11 protein-coding genes and 2 pseudogenes are annotated in these 16,643 nt (G+C 60.7%); 8 read left to right on the top strand and 5 right to left on the bottom strand.

Annotated features, from left to right (window positions below; genetic code table 11):
• Both AB7I51_RS15810 and istA read right to left on the bottom strand, forming a co-directional pair.
• On the bottom strand, nt 1-353 hold a 353-nt coding region (locus tag AB7I51_RS15810; RefSeq protein WP_428406322.1), incomplete at its 3' end, for an ATP-binding protein.
• Entirely contained in the window at nt 350-1,849 is a 1,500-nt protein-coding gene (gene istA, locus AB7I51_RS15805) for an IS21 family transposase (RefSeq protein WP_428405164.1), read from the bottom strand. The genes AB7I51_RS15810 and istA, both read right to left, overlap by 4 nt.
• A gap of 91 nt (nt 1,850-1,940) precedes the next feature.
• Here istA and AB7I51_RS15800 point away from each other — a divergent pair.
• A pseudogene (locus tag AB7I51_RS15800) lies at nt 1,941-2,650 on the top strand (IS6 family transposase).
• A 235-nt stretch (nt 2,651-2,885) separates the two neighbouring features.
• On the opposite strand, the gene AB7I51_RS15795 reads toward AB7I51_RS15800, so the two are convergent.
• Both AB7I51_RS15795 and AB7I51_RS15790 read right to left on the bottom strand, forming a co-directional pair.
• Complete coding sequence (locus AB7I51_RS15795; RefSeq protein ID WP_428405165.1) at nt 2,886-3,050, bottom strand: hypothetical protein; 165 nt, start codon at nt 3,048-3,050, stop codon at nt 2,886-2,888.
• A 428-nt stretch (nt 3,051-3,478) separates the two neighbouring features.
• Entirely contained in the window at nt 3,479-3,886 is a 408-nt protein-coding gene (locus tag AB7I51_RS15790) for an MOSC domain-containing protein (RefSeq protein ID WP_428405166.1), read from the bottom strand.
• Nucleotides 3,887-4,765: 879 nt separating this feature from the next.
• Here AB7I51_RS15790 and AB7I51_RS15785 point away from each other — a divergent pair.
• The 5 genes from AB7I51_RS15785 (at nt 4,766) to AB7I51_RS15765 (ending at nt 13,319) form a co-directional block, all read left to right on the top strand.
• Nucleotides 4,766-6,445: a carbamoyltransferase family protein gene (locus AB7I51_RS15785; protein WP_428405167.1), complete on the top strand. Its 1,680-nt coding sequence runs from the start codon at nt 4,766-4,768 to the stop codon at nt 6,443-6,445.
• A 674-nt stretch (nt 6,446-7,119) separates the two neighbouring features.
• Nucleotides 7,120-9,372, top strand: a complete 2,253-nt coding sequence (locus AB7I51_RS15780) for a TOMM precursor leader peptide-binding protein (protein WP_428405168.1) — start codon at nt 7,120-7,122, stop codon at nt 9,370-9,372.
• A gap of 2 nt (nt 9,373-9,374) precedes the next feature.
• The gene (locus AB7I51_RS15775; RefSeq protein WP_428405169.1) at nt 9,375-10,802 is read left to right on the top strand and encodes a SagB/ThcOx family dehydrogenase; all 1,428 of its coding nucleotides are present in this window, start codon (nt 9,375-9,377) and stop codon (nt 10,800-10,802) included.
• A gap of 9 nt (nt 10,803-10,811) precedes the next feature.
• Nucleotides 10,812-12,446: an amidase gene (locus tag AB7I51_RS15770; protein ID WP_428405170.1), complete on the top strand. Its 1,635-nt coding sequence runs from the start codon at nt 10,812-10,814 to the stop codon at nt 12,444-12,446.
• A gap of 375 nt (nt 12,447-12,821) precedes the next feature.
• Nucleotides 12,822-13,319 carry a CDP-archaeol synthase gene (locus AB7I51_RS15765; protein ID WP_428405171.1) on the top strand — a complete coding sequence of 166 codons (498 nt, stop codon included), beginning with the start codon at nt 12,822-12,824 and terminating at the stop codon, nt 13,317-13,319.
• Here the strand turns inward: AB7I51_RS15765 and AB7I51_RS15760 are convergent.
• Nucleotides 13,316-14,308 (bottom strand): metallophosphoesterase, encoded by a 993-nt coding sequence (locus AB7I51_RS15760; RefSeq protein ID WP_428405172.1) that lies wholly within the window; start codon nt 14,306-14,308, stop codon nt 13,316-13,318. The two genes, AB7I51_RS15765 and AB7I51_RS15760, sit on opposite strands and share 4 nt — an antisense overlap.
• A 184-nt stretch (nt 14,309-14,492) precedes the next feature.
• Here AB7I51_RS15760 and AB7I51_RS15755 point away from each other — a divergent pair, with 184 nt between their 5' ends.
• Both AB7I51_RS15755 and AB7I51_RS15750 read left to right on the top strand, forming a co-directional pair.
• Complete coding sequence (locus tag AB7I51_RS15755) at nt 14,493-14,705, top strand: hypothetical protein (protein WP_428405173.1); 213 nt, start codon at nt 14,493-14,495, stop codon at nt 14,703-14,705.
• Nucleotides 14,706-15,441: 736 nt separating this feature from the next.
• Nucleotides 15,442-16,523 (top strand): annotated as a pseudogene (locus AB7I51_RS15750) (IS3 family transposase); the annotation flags it as partial.
• Between the last annotated feature and the right edge of the window lie 120 nt (nt 16,524-16,643).

The following is a 16,643-nucleotide window of genomic DNA, read 5'->3' as shown; positions in this document are numbered from 1 at the left end:
TTGCCGAGCGCGATGATGTTTTCGCGCGCGACGACATATTCGGAGCGCGCCAACTCCAGGACGAGCGGCTTGTTGAGAGAGGGGATCGCCGTAAAGTCGAAAGTGTCGAAGCTCTTTATCGCCGGGAACCGGGCGGCGCGGATGCGGCGCTCAACCATCCGTCTTTCACGGTCGATGAGTTCGAGTTCGACGAGGCGCAGCAGATAGCGGACGTGGTCCTGGCCGTCGCGCGCGGCTTCAAGAGCGACCTTCTCATATTCGCGCAAGACGGTCGGAAGTTTGAGCTGGCGCAGGTGATGCGTGAGCAACACCCGCGGCGGCGTCAGACTTTCGGTGGGAGCTGACGCGCTCATGCCGCCGCCCTCGAAACGAGCGTCAGATAATCGGCAGGCGAGGTCGTCTTGACGCTCAGCGACGGCAGCCAGGGATAGGCGGCAAGATCGAGACGCGCCGGTTTGTTCTCCACGCGGGCGATCGCGAGCTGCTTGACGGCGTCAAAGCCGATGACGCCCAGCCGGATCGCCTCCAGCGCCGCGGCGGCGACGATGGTCTCGGCGAACGCCTCGGTCAGCCGCAAGACCTGGACGAACTCGCGTTTGCCGCGCTTGCCCATGCGCGCTTCCATCAGCCGACGCAGATGGCAAAGCGTCTCCGGCAAAGACCAGCCCTGCAACGGGGCGGCCTGATCCAGGGCGCCGGGCTTTTGCTCGAGCAAAGCGAGATAATGGCGCGGATCGAAAACAAAATCGCCGTGGCTGTAACTGCGCACATGGCGGGCGATCTCGGCCCCGTCGCAGAAAATGACGACCTCGTCGACGAAGCCTTTGACCAGAACGTCGCGATAGCCGTAGCGCGTCGGAACCGAATAATCATTCGTGCGATAGCGAACCAGCGCCTGCGAGGAGACCCTGGCCGCGACTTTGTGGCAGGCTTCGAACGGCGCTGCGGGAAGTTCGCGGAACATGGCCTTGTCGGCGACGAGCCGCTCGCCGATCGTCTGCTCATGCCGACCGGCGTGTTCCATCTGGCGGGCAACACATCGCTCAATGAGCCTGGCGTTCAGCGCCTCGATCGACGGCGCATGCGGGATCGGAGTCAGATAATTGAGCCGCATGAACTTCACCAGGCCCTCGACCTTGCCCTTGTCGTTGCCTTTGCCAGGACGACCGAAGCGGTCGGCAAAAAGAAAATGGCTGACGAGTTCGTTGAAGGCCTGCGTGCGTCGTCGCTCGCCGTCGCCCAGAATCTTCGCCACAGCGAGTTTGGTGTTGTCGTAAAGGATCGACAGCGGAACACCGCCAAAAAAGGCGAAGGCCGACACATGGCCGTCGAGAAAGGCCTCCGTCGTCTCCGCCGCATAGGCCTTGATGAAGCAGGCGTCCGACTGCGGAAGGTCGAAACAGAACACATGCAGCTTCATCTTCACGCCGCCAATGACGGCGACGCATTCGCCAAAATCCACCTGCGCGTGACCCGGCGGATGCGCCAGCGGCACAAACACTTCGCGCGACCGCGAGCGCGAAAGCCGCACATAATTCTTCACGACCGTGTAGCCGCCGGCGAAGCCGTGCTCATCCCGTAGCCGTTCGAAAATGCGCTTCGCCGTATGCCGCTGCTTCACCGGCGCCGTCTTGTCGGATTCCAGGATCGCGTCGATCACAGGAATGAGCGGCCCCAGCTTTGGCCGCTCCGGCGGCTTCGTCCGCACATAGCCCGGCGGCGCCGAATAGCGGCACATCTTCGCCACCGTGTCGCGGCTCAGACCAAAGACGCGCGCCGCATCACGCCGGCTGTTCCCCTCAATGAAAACAAAGCGTCGAACCGCCGCGTAGGTCTCCACCGCAAACATCCCCGGCCGCCCTCCCGAATCAATGTTCGGGAAGTCAGCCTAAAACTGGCCGGGTTTTACGCCGCCACGCGGCCGCATTATGCGCCGCTCAATGGCCGATTATTGCGCCGCCGCGTATAGCTCCCCGCCCGAGATTATCACCCACGCCGTTTGGCTCTATTTCCGCTTTCCCTTGAGCCTGCGCGCGGTCGAGGAAATGCGCGCCACGCACGGCGTCAATGCAACCCTCGAAACATACGCCAATGGGCTGAGAAATTTGGCCGGAATTTTGCCGCCGGCATGCGTCATCGCGCACCAAAACGCTCTGACAAATGGCATCTAGTCGAGGTCGTTTTCACCTTCGCCGGCAAGAAACATTGGCTGTGGCGCGCGGTGGATCACGATGGCTTTATCCTCGATGTTCTTATTCAACGTCTCCGCAATAGGAAAGCCACCAGACGCCTCATGCGCCAACTCTGGAAAAAGATGACGAGAGAGCCGTGCGTCATGATCACGGACGAGCTCCCTTCGTATGGCGCGGCGCGCAAGGACGTCGGGCTGAAGGTCGAACCTCGTCAGCACAAAGGGCTGAATAAGCGGGCGGAGAATTCGCATCAACCGACATGGTGACGGGAGCGGATCATGAAGCGATTCAAATCGTCGCAACAGGCGCGGCGATTTTTATCCATTTACGACCAATGCGCCAATCCTTTCCACAAGCCGTATCGGGAACAGCAAACCAGTGGCACAGCCCGTCGTGCTCATCACGCGGCGGCTATCGCCACGTGGCGCGCGATTTCCTGCATGCGCCAAGCCGCATGAGCAACCACGAAAACCAAACAGCTTTTTGTCGACCTCTCTCCGTCAACCTGATAGCGCCGGCATCACAATGGCGCAACGTCTGTCTATCCGCGTGAATCCGAGCAATGTTGCGTCGCGGAGGCAGATTACGCCGCAAGCGATCCGGCTTTGCAATGGGCGCACTATTGAAAATTACAAAGTTTGTGAACGACGGCGTTATGGGCGGATGGGATTCTGAAACGCCGTCGCACGCGCTTTACTGAATCATGCGCGCCGTTGAACCGGTCGCACCGGTGATGTTGGCGGTGTCGGGTGAAATCAGCGCAGGCCCCCAGGCCAGCCCGACGACCACGAAGGCGACGAAGCCGGCGATAAAGAGCAGTACTTTTCCGATCGAGCCGCTGTGAACGTTGACAGCCATTTGTTTCTCCCTTTGGTCGAACTTTCAAAGTGCTTGCTTGCGCCTCAGCAGAGAGCGACGGCCGTGCCCGCGTCGGCCTCGGGGGCGGCCCGGCCATCGCTCGTCAACAAGGCAACAGGGGTAAGCAGTCTTATTGACCGCTTCAGGTTGCGGGAAGAAAGGGCCAAGCAAAAGGACCACAGAAGAGTAAACGCATGGGAATTCTATTTGGCATCATTAAATATATACTGTCTGGTTCCAAGACGACTTCAGATCGTTAACCTGCTGCCTCGTTCGCCCGGGGCGACCGATAGGTAGAGAATGGCTGATATCATCCGTTATCTGGCGATTGAACGTCACCGGGGGAGTAACTTCTTCGAGTTGGTGGTCGCGACCGCGATCACGCCTGGTTTCCAGTGCCTCAACGAACCATGCCGGGGCGTCACCAGCTAGCCAAACGTCGACGACATCGAAATTTGAGCGGGATGATGAAGAATTCCCCTTGTGAGCATTGCGGCCATGCTCGCAAGCTCGTTTCCGTCATGCGTTTCGCAATAGAACAGAAGATAGAGGCGTTCGATGCTCCATTCTGGGCGCGGCCGGTCGACGACACGCAGAAAATCTCCCGGCTCCGCCATGCCGGCTTCGAGCACGCGATAATACCATCCAGAGCGTCGACTCGATTGCAAGCGCAGCGCCATGTCGGGTTGGGCGAAGCGGCAATTTAGCTTCCAGCAGGGCTGGCGGCCCTGGTTGACCTGCAGCAGCACTCTCCCGAAGCGAACGACGTCGCCTACGCAGACGTTGGTTTCGGTCCATTCTGTAGTGGATAGATTCTCACCGAAGCCGCCAGGCATCCGCAGTAAGGGATTGTCGCCGATCTCGTCGGCCCAGTCGGCCTAATGCTCGAACGCATATTGATGCAGCGCCTTCTCTGGGCCGCCGTGACGATTGGTGTCCGCCTGCGCGTAACCCGCAAGGCCCAAAGCGCCGATGCGCTAAGGCGGGCCGTTTGGCGATGGCGCTCAACCGACCATCGTCGCCGAGCGGCTCGAAAAGTCCGGAGAGCACAGTGGGGCGTGTCGCTGGCGGCGTCATGATGGCGGCGCCGTTTTGTCGGCTAGCGATCCCAGTATGGCGCCCAGCGTCATATCGTTTTCGCGGCCGAACCCGTGATGGCGAATTCGTCCGTCGCGTCCGGTGACGATCGTGTTGGCGTGCCGCGCATGCGCGAGAGTCGCCTTAAAATCTTCTCGAGGCGGATCGTAAAGCGGTAGAATTCCCAAGAACCGCCAGCTGGCGCCATTGTCGTCTGAACGCGCTACGCCCAAAGTCCGGAACCCTTTGCGAGCCGCTTCGTCGATCGCCTCAGTCGCACGTCGACGCGTGTCGTTCTGTAAATGGCACATTTGCACGATGACCTGCGGCGCTCCGATCGCTCGTCATGAGCGCAGCGACTACCACGGCGATCGTTACGATGCGCTTGGATGAAACGTGGCTCACTGCCCCGAGAGGAAGATGTCTTTTTGTGTCGGATGTTCGTCGCCTGAGGTATACCCTAGTGGGATCAAAGGAGGTTGGGAAGCTCCGGGGATGTTGACAAGCGCGCAATGGCAAGCGCCAGCGTTAGCGAGCGTTCTCCTGAAAGTCATCTTGCGAGACCGGCGGGAATAATAATCGCCACACTGGCTCAGGGCCTCGGACAAGCGCGGAGATAAAGGGAGACAGTCCGCCATATGAACATTCTCGGGATCAATTCTGTCTTTCATGAATCATCGGCGGCGCTTGTGATGGATGGGAAGGTCGTCGCAGCGTGTGAAGAGGAACGCTTTTCGCGTATCAAACACGCCAAGGAGGCGCGAGTCGACAATCCGCATGAGTTGCCCGAGCAGGCGATGCGGTTTTGTCTCGATTTTGCGGGCCTACAGCCTGAAGACATCGATATCGTGGCCTATTCCTTCGAGCCGCGGCTGCGCCGCACCAGATTTCGTTCCGAATGGTGGCCGGATAGCAGTCTCGAAGACGTGTTTCTGAAGTGGCTGGACGAGGTCGACGACGCCGTGGCGAGGCTGATGGGCCGACGCTTCGGCCGGGCGCTCAAATTCGTGCCGCATCACCTCGCCCACGCCGCTTCGGCCTATTATCCTTCGGGCTTCGACAAGGCTGCGATATTGGTGGTCGACGGAATCGGCGAGGCCGATTGCACAATGCTGGCGCGTGGCGACGGTAGTCATATCAGCGTCCTCGCCAGCCTTTCCTATCCGCACTCTCTCGGCTTCGTATGGGAGCACACGAGCGTCTATCTCGGCTTTTCGGCGTATGACGCTGCAAAAGTCATGGGTCTTGCGGCCTATGGCGACCCGGAGGTCTTTCAGCGGGAGTTCGCGTCGATCATTCAGGTCACGGATCAGGGGTACGTCGTGGACCCCGAGGCGATCGGCTTTAAATCGCTCGAACCACGCGGGCTCGACGCGCTTTTTGGACCGAGGCGTGCGCCGGACGGCGACTTCCTCCCCCATCACATGAACGTCGCCGCGGCGCTTCAGAACGCGACCGACCTCGCGGCGCTTTCGCTCTTGCGCCGTCTCGAACGCGAGGCGGCGGGCGGCGCCTTATGTTTGGCCGGCGGCGTCGCGCTCAATTGCGTCACCAATGCGCGGCTCGCGCGAGCGAGCGCCTTCAGCGGCATTTTCATTCCTTCCGCGCCGCATGACGCCGGGACCGCGATCGGCGCGGCGCTTTTCGCGCATTGCGCGCAACGCGGGGCGAAGCGCCGGACAGGGGGCGCAACACCCTATCTCGGACCTGAATTTGACGAGCGGGAAGCTCTGGCGGCCGTTCGCGCCGCTGGTCTGAAGCCGCGCAAATGCAAGGATGCGCCCTGGGAGGCCGCGGAGATGATCGCCGACGGCAATATCGTCGGCTGGTTTCAAGGCCGGATGGAGTTCGGCCCCCGGGCGCTGGGCAATCGGTCGCTGTTGGCTGATCCGCGAAGGCCGGACACGCGCGCCATTCTCAACCAGAGAGTAAAGCACCGCGAAGACTTTCGGCCATTCGCGCCGAGCGTGCTCGCGGAACATGCAGAAGATTGGTTCGACCTGGGGCCGGAATCACAAAGTCATGAATTCATGCTCTTCGCCTGCCCGACAAAGCCTGGCCGCGCGGCGCGGATTCCCGCCGTGCTCCATGAGGATGGGACCGCGCGCGTCCAAATTGTGCGGCGCGCTGCGAATCCCCGGTATCACGCGCTGATTTCGCGATTTTTCGAGAGAACCGGCGTGCCCCTCGTGCTCAACACCTCTTTCAACGACAACGAGCCGATCGTCTGCACCCCGGCCCACGCCGTCGCCACCTTTCGCGGGGCCGGTCTCGACGCCCTGTTCATGGGCGACATCTGCGTGACGTCCGAAAGCTGATGCTCTTTGAACGGCCTCGGGCGAGGTCAAACAATTGATTCGCTGGCATGACACGCGCCGCGCACCGACCGGGGCATTGACGATGGGGGGACGGGTGCTAGACTAACGCTGTTGGGACCGCAGGATTTTATCTTTTCGGGGAGAACGGGCAATGGCGCGTTCATCGGACCATTCTAAGAGCCCAAATGGAAGCGTAAAGGCGCTTGGCGTCATCGGCGTTTCTTTCTCGCTCGCGGGCGCCGCCTGTGCACAGAGCACCTCAGCTGAGGCCGCGACTGAGCCGGCGACCAGCAATATGCGGTTCATGGACATGGATCTCCATGAACAGGAAGTTTTCGATGTCGGCCTCAGCTCCTTCCGTCTGTTCGATCGTGAAGATGTCGACGAAGCCAAGACTGAAACCGTCGCCTGGGGGCGTGGCTGTGGCGGATGCCGCGGGTGCAGAGGGTGCCGGGGCTGCGGCGGGTGCAGAGGGTGCCGGGGCTGCGGCGGGTGCAGAGGGTGCCGGGGCTGCGGCGCCTGAGTCCTTTTTTGTAAGGTTTGACGTCAAGCAGGCTTGCGTCGCGGGAACTGATCGGAGCCCGCAGCGGCAAGTTTCCGGCGTCCTTTGGTTGGATGACGGCTCTCGTCGCGTCGCTGGCGGACAAACATGTAGGGAGGCCGGCGGTCGATAGATGGCGATGGAAGCGCCCGCGCGACAATTGGAGGCGCACGCCGGCGGGGCGCTTCGTTTTGCGCCGAACTATGCGGTCTATATTTTTCCGCCCGACGTCGTCTGCCTCTATTCCGAGAGCAGGAAATTCTTTTTACGCGGCGCGCTGTATTGCGCGCTCGTCGAACGCATCGCCGCGGGTGAGGATCAGACGTCGATCCTCCATGCACTCGCCGCCGAGTTTCCCGTGGCGAAGATCGAGGAAGCTTTCAGGCGGCTGGCAGATCGCCGCTTCGTCGTTCCTTCCGACGCTGCGCAGGACGTAACGGCCGCCTATTGGGCAAGTCTCGGCCTGAGCACCGCCGCCGCGACTGAAAATTTGCAAAAGGTCAGCGTGGCAATCGAGTCGCTGGGCGTCGGCGGAAAAGAGGAATTCGCGGACGCGCTCCGCGGCTTCGGCGTCAGGCTGGTCGATGGCGGCGGAGATCTTACGGTCGCGCTGGTCGGAGATTATCTCGACGAGCGGCTAGCGGAGTTCAATCGACGCCAGCTTCAGGAGAAGGCGGATTGGCTGCCTGTTCAGCCGACGGGACTTTTTCCGCTCGTCGGCCCTATTTTCAGTCCCGGCAAAGGCGCCTGCTGGAGATGCCTCTCTGATCGCATGAAGTGGAACCGACAGGTCAAGGCTTTTCTCGATCGCAAAGCGGCGCGCTGCGTCTCTGCTTCGCCGCTTGGCGCGGAGGCTCTGGGACGCAGCGGCGTCTCGCTCGCCGCCGTCGAGATCGGAAAAGCCATCGCCAGCGGATTTCGCACGGACCTTGGCCAGCACATCGTCAGTCTCGACATGCTGGGCTCTGAAGTGGCGCGCCATTATGTGCCGGTGCGGCCTCAGTGCCCGGTCTGTGGCGCCGCACCGGCGCGAGATCCCGAGCGCCAGCCGATTCCTATCCGGCTGCGCGCCGGCGGCAGGCTCGTCGTGACGAGCGGCGGCTATCGGTCCATGACGCCCGGCGAGACCGTTGCCCGCTATCGTAAACATGTGAGTCCGTTGACCGGCGTCGTCTCGCATCTTGAACGGATCAAGAGCGACCAGCCGCTCGACGCGAGCTTTGTCGCCCGCCACAACTTCTCGCCCTGTCCAGACACGGTTGACGCCCTGCAGGCAGGGTTGAGCGGCGACAGCTATGGCAAGGGCAGCATCGCGGAGCAGGGCGAAGCCAGCGCCCTGATGGAGGCGATCGAACGCTATTGCGGGATCTTTCAGGGCGACGAGATCAGGGTCGCGCGCCGCTTCGTCGATTTCTCGGCCGGCGAGGCGATCCATCCTGAAGAGATCGTCCACTATAGCGATGCGCAGTACGGAGAGCGCGCGCAAGGATGCTGCTCCAGCGACGAAGCGCCGCAACGATTCGATCCTTCCCTCGAGACGGAATGGTCGCCCGTCTGGTCGCTGCGCGACGAACGCTTCAAATATGCGCTGACCGGCCTTCTCTATTTTTTCCACAATTCGGATTGCGGCAACCAACTGAGCGCGGACTCAAACGGCTGCGCGGCCGGCAATACGATAGAAGAAGCGATACTCCAGGGCTTTCTCGAACTCGTGGAGCGGGATGCCTATGCGATCTGGTGGTACAACCGGTTGCGGGCTCCGGAGATCGATCTCGACAAATTGCGCGACAGCTATGTCTGCGACCTGCGCGCCGCCTTCGCGGCAATGGGTCGCGACGTGTGGGCGCTCAACGTCACGACAGACATCGGCATTCCCGTCGTCATCGCCGTGGCGCATTGGAAAGATGAAGGACGCGAGTTCATCGAGGTCGCCGCCGGCGCGCATTTCGATCCCCGCATCGCGACGCTGCGCGCGATGACCGAGCTCAATCAGTTTCTCGCGATCGAGCATTTGCGGGGACGGCCGGAGGAAGGCGGCGACGATTACGGGACCGATCCGCTCCCTCTGCGCAAGCACGCTTATTTGCGGCCGGAGGGCAAGGCGAGTTTCGGTCGGTCGCGCTTCAAAGATTTTGCGAGCCGCGACCGCCGCGAACAGGTGCGCGCCTGCGTGGCGCATATGGCCAAGAAGGGATTCGACTTTCTCGTGCTCGATCAGACGCGCCCCGACATCGAGGTTCCCGTCGTGCGGGTGATCGTTCCGGGCCTGAGGCATTTCTATCGCCGCTTCGGACCTGGCCGGCTCTACGACACGCCCGTCGCGATGGGTTTGCGTCGGCGGCCGACACGGGAACGGGATCTCAATCCTCTTCACCCACGGACGTAAAATTGAGCGCCGATCGGAGCCGCGCGCCCGCATTGCTTCTCGCCAAACTGGGGCCTGGGGTTTCCCTGGACGAAGAGGCGGGTGGCGTCCTTCGGGCGCGGTTCGATCGTGATACGCTGCTCCTTGGGAAGTTCAGCGCCGCCGCCCTCTGCCGCGCGTCCGAATTTGCCAAGGGCCTGCCTCTCTCGGCTGTCGTGGAGAATGAGGCGCCCGAGGATAAGGAGCTGCGCGGGCTGATCCAGCGGCTCGCTCTTCACGGCCTTGTCGAATACCGGCTATCCCGCGGCACGGGCGGGCGGGACATCGTGGTCATCGAGCCGCAGATGCGGGATTATCGGCCGAACCTTCAGAAGCTCGACGCAACACGTCGATTTGTTCTTTCGCGCTTTGCCTATCTGCGACGGCGCGGCGAGGACCTGATCCTCGAATGTCCTCTCGCCGGCGCCGCCTTTCGCCTTTGCGACGCGCGCGCAGCTTCCGCCATCGCGCTGCTCGCGACGCCGCGATCGCTCGCCGAGTTGCCCAGTGAGCCGGATTTTCCTGGAGATGAGTTTCTCGCGCTGCTCGTCGATTGCAGGATCGCCTTCGCGACCGATCCGGGCAAAGCCTTGCGCGCCTGCGAAGGCGACGAAGATCTTGCGCTGTGGGAGTTCCACGATCTCCTCTTCCATGTTCGCAGCACGAATGGCCGCCACGCCAATCCAACCGGCGGACTATACGCCCATGCGGATCTCGTCCCGCAGCCGCCCGCGGTGCGGCCTGCCTGGCCTGGCCCGGCAATCGAACTTGGCAAGATCGCCGACGCTAGCGACTCCGCCATCGCGGCGCTGCTGCGCAGACGGCGTTCGGAACGCATATTCGATGATGCGCATCCAATCACCCTCGCCGAAGTCGCGCGATTTCTCGACGGCGCGGCGCGGATCGTTTCGCGCCAACGGCTGATCGAAGCCGACGGGGAAGAGATCGAGATCGCGGCGCGGCCTTATCCTTCAGGCGGCGCAAGCTACGAGCTGGAGCTTTATCTTGCTGTCGACAAATGCGACGGCCTGGCGCGCGGCTTCTATCACTATGACGCGGATCGCCATGCACTCGTGGCGATCGAGGTGACGCAGCGTCAGCTCGAGGCGATTATCGACGACGGCCAGTTTGCAATGGGTGCGCCGCGTCCGCCGCAAATCATGATCACAATGGCGGCGCGCTTTGGACGCGTGTCGTGGAAATACAGCGGCTTCGCTTATGCCTTGGTCTTGAAACATGTGGGCGTCGTCATGCAGACGCTCTATCTGGTGGCGACGGAGATGGAGCTCGGCGCCTGCGCCATCGGCGTGGGCGACATCGATCTCTTCGCCCGGATGACAGGACTTCCGTTTCACGTCGAAGGCGCGGTGGGCCAGATGGCGATTGGCCGGGCCGTGCAAAACGTGTCGTGAGGCGCCGGCATGGATCGCCTTGATGATTCCCGATCGTCAAACAGCGCGGCCGCCGCTTCGACAAGACGCGATTTTCTCCTCAAGGCAGGCGCCTGCGCGGCCTCGGCGGGGGCCAGCGGCATGTCGCCAGCGATCGCCGGGCAGGAGATTGCGCCCTCGGAGTGGGATTACCGCTCCGCCAGCGACCTCGTAGCAGCGCTGCGGGAGCGGCGCATTTCCGCCTTGGAGCTTGCCGATCGCACGATTGCGCGGATCGAGGCGCTGGACTCACGCATCAACGCGATGCCGGTGCGCGACTTCGAGCGCGCCCGCGCGGCCGCCCGCGCAGCCGATGCGGCGCTTGCGCGCGGCGAGAAGAGCGTGCTGCTCGGCGTCCCCGCCACGGTGAAGGAATCCTTCAATATCGCCGGACTGCCGACCAGCTGGGGCGATCCGCGCTTCAAGCATTTCACGCCGAAGGAAGATGCTCTTGCCGTGTCCCGCTTGAAAAAGGCCGGCGCCGTCATTCTTGGTAAGACGAATGTGTCGCAATGGCTGAGCGATTGGCAGAGCTACAACCGAGTCTACGGAACGACGAATAATCCTTTCGATCTTTGCCGCACGCCCGGCGGATCGTCCGGCGGTTCCGCAGCGGCGTTGGCGGCGGGGTTTAGCGCGCTCTCACTCGGTTCAGACATGGGCGGATCGATGCGCGAGCCGGCGCATTATTGCGGAATCTATGCCCATAAGCCGACAGAGGGGCTTGTTCCGCGCAGGGGCCATGCGCGTCCGGGAGCGGCGCCTTTGCCGGAGGAGCACGAGCTTGCGGCGATCGGCCCTATGGCGCGCAGCGCCGCCGATCTCGCGCTGGCTCTTGATGTTGTCGCCGGGCCGGACGAGATGACCGCGGGCGTGGGCTACGGGCTCGCCTTGCCGCCGCCTCGTCACGACAGGCTGAGCGACTTTCGAGCGCTGATCGTTGACGCGCATCCGCTGGGGCCGACGGCGCAGGTCGTGAGGGAGGCGCTCGCGACATTGGCCGAAAGGCTGGCGAAGGCCGGCGCGAGCGTCTCCGACAATCGCGCTCTGGCGCCCGATCTCGCGCAAGCGACGCGTCTTCATGCGCGCTTGGTCTCCGCCTATTGGGGCGCCGGGCTTCCCTTCGCTAGCTATGAGAAGCTCTTCCGAGATGCCGCCGCGTTTTCCCGCAGCGATCACAGCCTCGCGGCCGAGCGAGCTAGAGGTGCGGTTTTGAGTTTTCGCGAATGGCGCGGCGTTGACGCCCAACGCGCGCAACTGCGGCAGAAATGGCGCGAGGTTTTTCATAACTTCGACGTCGTGCTTTGCCCTGCCGCTCCGACGACAGCTTTTCCGCACGACCATTCGACGCCGATCGAGGCGCGCCGCGTCCGGATAGATGGAAAGCTCTACTCCTATCTAGACGCCCACACGATTTGGGCGGCGCCGGCGACGATCGCTGGACTGCCGGCGACCGTTGCGCCAATCGATCACGACGGCTCCGGCCTGCCGATCGGCGTGCAGATCATCGGCCCCTTTCTCGAAGATCGCTCCACGATCACCTTTGCGACGCTTCTCGAGCGCGCCTTCGGCGGCTTCGCGCAGCCTACGATGAACTCAAGGCGGCGCTCCTGTCCGAAAACCTGACTGGCCGACAGTGCAGCTGCGCCGCACGACCAATCTGCTTCGCAGGGGTTAATAGATCCCGTATACCCACATTCGAAAAGTCGACACAGCCATCGCCGAGCGCTGCAGAGCTACGTGCGGCGGCGGGCAAGCGGTTGCCCTTGATCGCTTTTTTCCCCCAACTCAGCCATTTGCGACCAGCATCCAAATTTCGCCTTGTGCTCACTGATCTTTTCGCGCCAGCGGTACTACCGCGTGATGTCGGGATGCCGTCCGCTAAAGACCGTTATGCTAGAAATGCATTCCAACGTCCGAGTCGCGTAGAAAGCAAAAAATAGGCGGGCCGTTGCTCAACAAGCCGTCCATATTGAAACCTTGGTTTCGGGAATAGAAGACATGGGAGCGTTTAATCTCGCGCTTATCGGAAAGGTTCTTTTTCTTTTGACCGTGGCAAATGGCGCTCCAGTCCTTGGGAATAGGATACTTGGCAACAAAATGGCCTTTCCGATTGATGGTGGATTGACCCTGGGGGATGGTCAGCCGCTTTTTGGAAAGTCGAAGACGATCCGCGGGGTCGTCCTGGCGTTGTTTGTTACGACAATGTTTGCTCCGTTGGTCCGCTTGGAGTTGTTCAGTGGAGCAATAATCTCAGCGGCGGCAATGACCGGAGACCTATTCTCGAGCTTCCTCAAGAGACGACTGAAATTTCCGCCCAGTAGTATGGCCATCGGACTAGACCAGATTCCCGAAGCTCTCCTACCGGCGCTCGTCGCGAGATGCATGCTGTCGCTTACATTGTTCGACATCGCTGCCATCGTCTTCGCATTCCTTATCGCCGAACTCCTTTTCTCGCGCTTGTTCTTCGCGCTGAAGATTCGAGATCAACCTTATTAGGTCATCATGTCGACGCAGCGCATTTGGTGAAGCGTTATTTCGGGGGGACAATTGAATCGCACAGGCACAATGCAGGAGCCGGCGCCAACCGAGGTATAGCCGGCCATGTTCCTGTATTTCCATGCGCCCGCGCCCAATGTGCGCGGTAAGTTGGAGTCAAGGGTGATCGGAATGCCGCCCGGAAGACATATCTGTCCGCCATGTGTATGGCCGCTTAACAGGAAGTCAAACCCGGCGTGCGCCGCCTGACGATAGATTTCGGGGGTGTGAGACAGGAGGATCGAGAAGGCCTCGTCAGGGATCCCCTCGGCCGCTTTCTCGATATTGTCAACCCTGTAAAAATGGGCGTCGTCTATTCCCGCGATGTAAATCTCGTCGCCACCACGCTTGAGAACGACGCGTTCATTGAGAAGCATCGCGACTCCCATTCGTTCGAGATCGGGAACCATGCGGATGGAGTCGTGATTGCCGAGAACGCCATATATGGTCGCTCCTGAGGCTTCCCTCAGGCAGGTGATCACCTGAGCTAGGCCCACAAGACAGGGCCTAATCGTTCCATAAGTCTGTGCACGATAATCGCCGGTCATAACGCAAAGATCAAAATCTAGATCCTTCACGAGATTGACTACGCTTCGCATCGCCAGCGGACTCATGTCCACGTGCAGATCACTTAATTGCAGAATGGTAAAGCGGTCGAAGCTCGCCGGTAATTGCGTCGAGACGACGTCGTTCACTCTTACCTTAACATCAGTGGCGTTACGACGTCCAATCCAGTAAAGACCCGTCAGTTTCAAGACGGATGTGATGAGCGCATGAGAATACGGGAAATTTTCAATGTGGAAGAAGTTCAGGCCCTGACCGAAGACTTGGGCCTCGTGATCTCGTTCAATCCCGAGTCGTTGACGCGCATGAATTAAGCCCAAGCGGTGACGAAGTCTTACATCAATTTCTTCGTCACTGAGAAGCTCTCCCATGCCCGGGTGATCCATAATCGCGCCTCACGTCGTTTCTGCACCGCTCACTGAGCGAGATTATCCCGAACTGAGTGATAGTAGCATGTTGTTATTATGTCGGTCTGTTATCTTCGAGAGTTCGGAAGGGCGTCTCGGCAGCGGGCCATCGCGAGGAGAAATATCGAGGCCGCCATCCGCAGCGCCTGGCCCTTTTTCTCCTGTGCAGCGCATCGCCGTTCAGCACGTGGTCAACGGTACATCCGAGCCGGTATTCGCTGCGACCGCGAGGCAGATCATCTTTCATTTGTTAAAAGCATCTTCTTTATCCCGATTGGAAGAGCACATGCCATTTGCAGCAAGGCAGCGTCCGCTTCTGGCGGATATTGTTGAAAAGGTCGGTGCTCGAAATTTCTCGAAGCCGCTGGTGCGCTGACAAAAAAGGAGCCGGGGGCCTACGCGTCAGAGCATCAACTAAACGACGGGCTTCCGCAGATCTTTGATGATGGCATTGAGCGGCGACGCTCAACGGAAACATGCTTCGCATCGATTTTGAGAGGCGCCACTTTTCGGTTTGTTTCAACAATATCCGTGCATACAGGCCCTTCGCAAAAGTGACACAACTGGCTTTAGGCTTTCTCGACTCGATTTCGGGCAAGACGCATAGGGAACAAATTAAAGTTGCTCGCTACGACTGTCGTTCTCACACTTCGGCCACCGACGCTTGGCCTGCGTGTTGTCGGGTAGACAGACGCTGGCGTGTTGGGTCGTTTCGCCTCGGCGGCAGAGAGGCCAGCTATTCGTCATCACTCCCGCTCGAAGACAATTCGAGCAAGACGGTTTCAATTAGAGGTTTTACTGTATTTCCAGCATTTTTTCAGAGACTTGACAAAACTCTTGCCGTCTTCCGCTGATTGAGGAGTTTCAACGCAAGAGTCATCTGCCAGTGGTTGTAGCCGGCCTGCTCTCAAGCATCGGTCAACGTACTCTCCAATTGCAACGTGCTTTTTTTCGTCCGTTAGAGGCGAATCTGCCATCGCATAGTGAGCCGACATCTGGCAATCCGTAATTAAACGTCCGAGTGCTTCATCTTTTTCTCCACTGCCGCTGACCTGGCCCTGAGAAATTCGTCCATGATTGATTAGAGTCCGGCCTATTGTAGGACGGACGAGATGAAGAAGAAGCGGTTTACGGAAGAGCAGATCATTGGCATTTTGCGGGAGCAGGAAGCGGGCGCGAAGGTCGCCGATCTGGCGCGCAAATATGCGGTTTCTGAAGCGACGCTCTACAATTGGAAAGCAAAGTTTGGCGGGATGGACGTCTCGGAAGCCAAGCGTCTGAAGGCGCTCGAGGTGGAGAACGCGCGGCTAAAGAAGTTGCTGGCGGACCAGATGCTCGACGCAGCGGCGCTTCGGGAGCTTCTGGCAAAAAAATGGTAGGGCCGCCGCCAAGCGCGAAGCCGTCGCGCACCTTCGGGCCGTTATGGGTCTGTCGGAACGTCGGGCCTGCAGCATCGTCGCCATCGACCGCGCGACTCCGCTATGCGCCAAAGCAGCCGATGGATACGGAACTGCGCGAAAGACTTCGGGAGCTAGCCAACGCGCGCCGCCGCTTTGGCGATCGGAGGCTGTTCGTCTTGCTGCGTCAGGAAGGCGAGCGTTCCGGCAAGAACCGTATCTACCGGCTCTATCGCGAAGAAGGGCTCACGGTGCGCAAGCGCCGCGCCCGCCGTCGCGCTGTCGGAACAAGGGCGCCGATCCTTATCGAGCCAAGGCCGAACGCACGCTGGTCGTTGGACTTCGTGCATGACCAGTTCGCCTGTGGCCGGCGGTTCCGCATCCTCAACATCGTCGACGACGTGACGCGCGAATGCCTGGCGGCGATCCCCGACACGTCGATCTCGGGCAAGCGTGTCGCTCGTGAGTTGTCGACGCTGATCCGAGGGCGCGGCAAGCCGGGAATGATTGTTTCCGATCATGGGACGGAGTTCACCTCGAACGCCATCCTGTCCTGGGCGAACGAAAGCAAGATCGAGTGGCATTACATCGCGTCGGGCAAGCTGATGCAGAATGGGTTCTGCGAAAGTTTCAACGGGCGCATGCGCGATGAGCTGTTGAATGAAATGCTGTTCTTCGGCCTCGACCGCGCGCGCGCGAAGATCGGCGCCTGGGTCAACGACTACAACCATCGACGCCCACATTCTTCGCTCGGCTATGCAACGCCGGCGGAATATGCGGCCAATCTCACCGCAACAGCCGATCGGCTGCGCAACCCCGACCATATGTGGACGCCCCTTTGGCAAGAGCTTTTTGACGTGTCAGCGACTCGGTCGGTTGCAGCCATATGTCCGGCCTTTGTGCGCAGCCGTTCTTGG

The sequence above is a fragment of the Methylocystis sp. genome (genome assembly GCF_050246715.1).
GTDB lineage: Bacteria > Pseudomonadota > Alphaproteobacteria > Rhizobiales > Beijerinckiaceae > Methylocystis.
The sequence above is the reverse complement of the archived record's forward strand: the minus strand, read 5'-3'. Positions and strand labels throughout refer to the sequence as shown.

Coding starts and splice junctions, on each gene's coding strand:
- AB7I51_RS15790 (WP_428405166.1), bottom strand. CDS start 3,886: ATGCCTGGCGGCTTCGGTGAGAATCTATCCACTACAGAATGGACCGAA.
- AB7I51_RS15785 (WP_428405167.1), top strand. CDS start 4,766: ATGAACATTCTCGGGATCAATTCTGTCTTTCATGAATCATCGGCGGCG.
- AB7I51_RS15760 (WP_428405172.1), bottom strand. CDS start 14,308: ATGGATCACCCGGGCATGGGAGAGCTTCTCAGTGACGAAGAAATTGAT.
- AB7I51_RS15795 (WP_428405165.1), bottom strand. CDS start 3,050: ATGGCTGTCAACGTTCACAGCGGCTCGATCGGAAAAGTACTGCTCTTT.
- AB7I51_RS15780 (WP_428405168.1), top strand. CDS start 7,120: ATGGCGATGGAAGCGCCCGCGCGACAATTGGAGGCGCACGCCGGCGGG.
- istA (WP_428405164.1), bottom strand. CDS start 1,849: ATGTTTGCGGTGGAGACCTACGCGGCGGTTCGACGCTTTGTTTTCATT.
- AB7I51_RS15765 (WP_428405171.1), top strand. CDS start 12,822: ATGGGAGCGTTTAATCTCGCGCTTATCGGAAAGGTTCTTTTTCTTTTG.
- AB7I51_RS15770 (WP_428405170.1), top strand. CDS start 10,812: ATGGATCGCCTTGATGATTCCCGATCGTCAAACAGCGCGGCCGCCGCT.